Genomic DNA, 4,940 nt, shown 5'->3' with positions numbered 1-4,940 from the left:
TTTTCATAATCGAATTTTGCACCGCCGCTGTGCACACGGTCGATACTAAAGATTTCAATTAATTCTTCTTTAGTAAATAATTCCTGCTCTGTGCCCCCATTCCATCCCAGTAATGCCAGCAGGTTTATAAAAGCTTCGGGTAAAAATCCTTTTTCTTTAAACCCTTCAGTCAATTCATTTGTTTTGGGGTCGTGCCAGTTCATCGCAAAAACCGGGAAACCATATTTAGCGCCATCTCTCTTACTTAATTTTCCGCTTGGCCCCAATATTAATGGCAGGTGGGCCCACTGCGGCATTTTATCTACGCCAAATAAATATTTCCAAAGCAATACATGCACCGGTGCACTCGGCAACCATTCTTCTCCTCTAAAAGCATGAGTGATTTGCATTAAATAATCATCAACTACCACAGCTAAATGGTAAGTGGGCATTCCATCTGCTTTCAACAAAACTTTATCATCTACCAAACTGGTTTCATTTTTTATTTCACCACGTATCATGTCGGTAAAAGAAACTGTTTCATTCTCCGGCATTTTAATTCTTACAACGTGCCTTGTTCCTTTTGCTATTAAATTGTTTACTTCATCTTCATTTAATGTTAATGAATTTTTCATCTTCATCCGTAAATGATGATCGTATTGCGGCGAAGGATTTTCAGCCGTTTTAAAATCGTTACGCATTTTTTCTAATTCTTCCGGCGTATCAAATGCATAATAGGCATGACCATCTTTTATTAATTTATCAGCATATTGCTGGTAAATACCCTGTTCTTTTCTTTCGCTCTGGCGGTAAGGTCCGTAATTGCCACCATGCAAAGGGCTTTCATCAGGTTCAATGCCGCACCATTTAAGGCAATCAAAAATATAATGTTCAGCCCCTTCTACAAATCTCGTCTGATCAGTATCTTCAATACGCACAATAAAATCGCCGCCTTTATTTTTTGCAAATAAATAATTGTACAGCACTGTGCGTACGCCACCTAAATGTAAACCGCCGGTGGGGCTGGGGGCAAATCTTACTCTTACTTTACTCATTTTGCAAATATACAATCACTATTAACCATATAGAAAAGGAATAAATAAAATAAAAAAACCGTTAGGGCTTTTGGCCAAAACGGTTAAAATATCAATCATAAAAAATTTATCGTAAAACTATTGTTCTGGGTTCTTGCCCGTCAATTGAAATGGTAGCCAGTTTATCGCAATCACCATCACCAAAATTTATAACTGCATTGTGGGCAGCGCCCTGTACTTTTAACTTTCCGGTGCCAATATTATCGCAGGTAGATTTTTTTTGCAGTGCCTCAGTAATAAAACAGTCTCTTGTTTTACCTGCTGCATTGGTTATGGTATAATTGCCGGTAATTAAAAATATATCATCTAATAAAGTGTTGGGTGTGGATGTACCTGCAATTTGAACTACATCTCTTACGCCGTTGTGCAACCAGTACCTTCCACTGGGAGCAGTTACTTTTCCGTTTTCAACTTTGCGTTGCCAGCTTTTAGTAATTGAGGTGCTGGTATTTTTCCAGGTTATTGTACCTTCTTTTTTAAAATTATTTACAACATAATTGCTGAAAGTAATAATTGCCTGGCTGCCTGTTCTTCTAACGGAATCTGAAAGTGTAATATTAATTTTTCCTTTACGCATAATATTATTGGTTGAGGTGCAGCCCGTGGTTCCAAAATCTATAACAATTGTTTTTGGAAAACCAGATGCTGGTGTTACAGTTACTGTGGCGCAGGTTAATGTGTTTGACGTAATAACCGGAAGCGATCCAAAATTACTGCCTAACAAATTTCTGTTGGCGGCAGCTTCCATAAAAATATTGTTGGCATCTTCGGTAAGATTGTCGGCCACAGCCTGGTTGCCACTTAATTCAAAAGTAGTTTCATCTTCTGCCGAAGTAGTTGAAAATGTATTTTCTTTTGTGCAGGAAAGTAAACTTGATGCAAGTATGGTAACAGCAAAAGCGGTTAAAAGTCTATTTGTTTTCATAGGTGGTTTTTAAACAAACCCTTTGTGGGTTTCAATGGTACGGATTTTTTTTAACTGGACTTATCTTATTTATAACGACAGTAAACATTAAATATTGTGCAAAAAAGAGGCTAAGTTATCTGCAAATACCCCTCTATTTTGCCCTATTTTCAATGTAAATTTGGTTTAATTTTTATGAATATAATTGCCCCCCATTTTTGGAGAGAATCTAAAGCAAAGTTTTTTAAAAAAGATTTATTCTTTATCACCACACCATGGTGGTTACGTAAACTTTTTCCGGGATGTGTATGGGATATTAAAACCTGTGAAAAAATAATATACCTCAGTTTTGATGATGGCCCTCACCCAATCATTACACCTTTTGTATTGGCCGCTTTAAGAAAGTATAATGCCAAAGCCACTTTTTTTTGCATTGGCGAAAATGTAAAAAAATATCCTGAAATATATAAACAGGTTATTGATGATGGCCATGCAATCGGCAACCACACCATGTATCATATTAATGGCTGGAAAAATACTGATGATGATTATTTGAATGATATAGCGGCTGCGGGTGAGTACATTAAGTCCAATTTATTCAGACCGCCTTATGGTAGGATAAAAAAATCGCAGATAGCTAAATTGCAAACTGCAAATCCTAAACTTAAAACTATAATGTGGTCGGTTTTGGCAGGAGATTGGGTAAGTACACTAACACCAGAAAAATGCTTTGAGCAGGTAAAAGCTAATATTCATCCGGGTTGCATTGTTGTTTTTCATGATAGTGATAAAGCAAATGAAAGAATGAGCTTTGCCTTGCCAAAACTGCTGGAACACTTTTATAAAATTGGTTATACGTTCAATAAAATTGAGGTAAAAACTGTGGAATAAACTAATATTTTGGGAGATAAATTTGCCTGAAGTTCTTTAAAAAAAATTGGGCCTGGGTAGAAACCCTGGCCCGTTTTTAATCCGTACCCTATGAAAACTAGGATAAATGTACAACCTTGTTTTCACAAAAGCAATATTTTTTTTTATTTATAATTTTATAGGGTGCGGAACGCCATTAATATAGATGATCGCATCATTATCACAATTGCCGTTTCCGAAGTCCAGTAAGGCTTCCCGCCCATCTCTTACAATGCGTACAGTTCCTTTTACTATCCAGCGGCAGGTAAACTTTTTTATTAAAGGTTCAACAATTGTGGAGGCCCAGTTGTGTCCAAACGAGTTAGAACCTCTTGCGCCACCCTCAATTTTATAAATATCATCCAAAGGAAAATTAGGTGTACCGTTACCGGCAATTTGTAAAATATCTTTAGTGCTGTTCCATTTGCGCCAATTGCCGTTATTGGTGTTGGTTATCTTACCATCTATAACGGTAACCTTTAATCCCTGCATGTTGGATGTGCTGGTGTTTTTGGTAATATGGGTACCCTCAATTTTAAAACTATCAACGTGGTACCCAGCAAATGTGGTGCTTACAATGGCACCTGGTACCAGTAACCGGTTGGTATAAATAGATACTATTTTTCCTTTACGGTACTTGCCATCACGGCCCAGGCAGCCATTACCAAAATCGATGGTAACAGTTTTGGGAAATACACCGGGCTGCTGCGGTACAACTGTTACAGTATAGCATCGTGTGGTGGTGGATGAAAGTCTTACACCAGTTTCGGCCAAAACAGATACGTTGGTATTAAATCCCAGATCTTCGCCAGCATCTTCTGCACTTATACTTGCAGTAATGTTAAACACATCATCAAATTGTTCTTCTGTTTGTGCTTCTTGCGTAGTTGTATTAACTGTTGCGGCTACTTCAGCAGGAGAATCTTCCGTAGTATTTACTGCACTCTTTTCTTTTTTACAGCTGGTAAATAGCAGTGCACCCAGTAATACAAAAGCCGGGAGCATCCTGGTTAGATTAATTGTTTTCATAAAAATAATTTTTTAAATAATGGTGAATAATAAATACTTTTTTAAGACAACGGTTGCATAACATAGTTTAAAGCGCTGTTAATTTTTTTTTAATGACTTTTGTATTTTTAAAATCAATTATGATTTTTACAGATACACATTGCCATCTTTATTCAAACGAATTTGCTGCGGATATTGATGATGTAATAAAGAGAGCAGTAATTGAAGGCACAGATAAATTTTATTTGCCAGCTATAGACAGTGCAACGCATATACAAATGATTAGGCTGGAAGAAAGTTATCCCGGTAAATGTATTGCCATGATGGGTTTGCATCCCTGCTCTGTAAAAGAAAATTATTTAGAAGAACTGAACATAGTTGAAGACTGGCTTGCTAAAAGAAAGTTTGCAGCAGTAGGGGAGATTGGCCTTGATTTATACTGGGATAAAACATTTACTGAACAACAGTTTGATGCATTTAGAAAACAAATTGAATTATCGCTGCAATACAAATTGCCCATTGTAATTCACACCCGTAATGCAATGACTGAAACAATTACAGTGGTAAAAGAATATGCAGCAAAAGGTATTACTGGAATTTTTCATTGCTTTAGCGGTACTTATGAAGAAGCAGTTGAAATTACCGACATGGGATTTTATTTAGGTATAGGCGGAGTAATAACTTATAAAAATGCCGGGCTTGCCGAAGTAATTGAAAAAATTGATGCTAAACATTTAGTTGTTGAAACCGATGCACCCTATTTAACACCTGTACCTTTTAGGGGAAAAAGAAATGAAAGCAGTTAGTTAAAGTATATAATTGAAAAATTGGCGCAGGTAAAAAATATGCCTGTTGAAGAGATAGCAGCAGTTACCACAACCAATGCCCAAAAAATATTCGGCATATAAAGATTGATGCTGTATTTTTGCCCTCCTTTAAAAAAGGAGAGTTGTCCGAGTGGTTGAAGGAGCACGCCTGGAAAGTGTGTATACCCGAAAGGGTATCAAGAGTTCGAATCTCTTACTCTCCGCATGAAAGAAGAAAAA

5 protein-coding genes and 1 tRNA gene are annotated in these 4,940 nt (G+C 36.8%); 3 read left to right on the top strand and 3 right to left on the bottom strand.

Going from position 1 to position 4,940, the window contains the following annotated elements; all coding sequences use genetic code 11:
* The coding region (gltX, locus tag ACY65O_RS18735) for a glutamate--tRNA ligase (RefSeq protein WP_462222381.1) at window positions 1-1,034 on the bottom strand (1,034 nt) is incomplete at its 3' end.
* 106 nt (window positions 1,035-1,140) lie between these two features.
* Window positions 1,141-1,998: a hypothetical protein gene (locus ACY65O_RS18730; RefSeq protein WP_462222380.1), complete on the bottom strand. Its 858-nt coding sequence runs from the start codon at window positions 1,996-1,998 to the stop codon at window positions 1,141-1,143.
* Between the two features lie 174 nt (window positions 1,999-2,172).
* Here ACY65O_RS18730 and ACY65O_RS18725 point away from each other — a divergent pair, with 174 nt between their 5' ends.
* Complete coding sequence (locus ACY65O_RS18725) at window positions 2,173-2,868, top strand: polysaccharide deacetylase family protein (protein ID WP_462222379.1); 696 nt, start codon at window positions 2,173-2,175, stop codon at window positions 2,866-2,868.
* Between the two features lie 147 nt (window positions 2,869-3,015).
* Here ACY65O_RS18725 and ACY65O_RS18720 read toward each other — a convergent pair whose 3' ends face one another.
* A complete protein-coding gene (locus tag ACY65O_RS18720) occupies window positions 3,016-3,915 on the bottom strand; it encodes a hypothetical protein (protein ID WP_462222378.1) in 900 nt (299 codons plus the stop codon).
* Between the two features lie 119 nt (window positions 3,916-4,034).
* On the opposite strand from ACY65O_RS18720, the gene ACY65O_RS18715 reads away from it, so the two are divergent.
* Together ACY65O_RS18715 and ACY65O_RS18710 are read left to right on the top strand one after the other, a co-directional pair.
* Window positions 4,035-4,700: a TatD family hydrolase gene (locus tag ACY65O_RS18715; protein WP_462222377.1), complete on the top strand. Its 666-nt coding sequence runs from the start codon at window positions 4,035-4,037 to the stop codon at window positions 4,698-4,700.
* 137 nt (window positions 4,701-4,837) lie between these two features.
* Window positions 4,838-4,924, top strand: a tRNA-Ser gene (locus tag ACY65O_RS18710).
* The last annotated feature ends 16 nt before the right edge of the window (window positions 4,925-4,940 follow it).

It is taken from the genome of Ferruginibacter sp., from assembly GCF_031430955.1.
Lineage (GTDB): Bacteria > Bacteroidota > Bacteroidia > Chitinophagales > Chitinophagaceae > Ferruginibacter.
The sequence above is the reverse complement of the archived record's forward strand: the minus strand, read 5'-3'. Positions and strand labels throughout refer to the sequence as shown.

Coding starts and splice junctions, on each gene's coding strand:
- ACY65O_RS18730 (WP_462222380.1), bottom strand. CDS start 1,998: ATGAAAACAAATAGACTTTTAACCGCTTTTGCTGTTACCATACTTGCA.
- ACY65O_RS18725 (WP_462222379.1), top strand. CDS start 2,173: ATGAATATAATTGCCCCCCATTTTTGGAGAGAATCTAAAGCAAAGTTT.
- ACY65O_RS18720 (WP_462222378.1), bottom strand. CDS start 3,915: ATGAAAACAATTAATCTAACCAGGATGCTCCCGGCTTTTGTATTACTG.
- ACY65O_RS18715 (WP_462222377.1), top strand. CDS start 4,035: ATGATTTTTACAGATACACATTGCCATCTTTATTCAAACGAATTTGCT.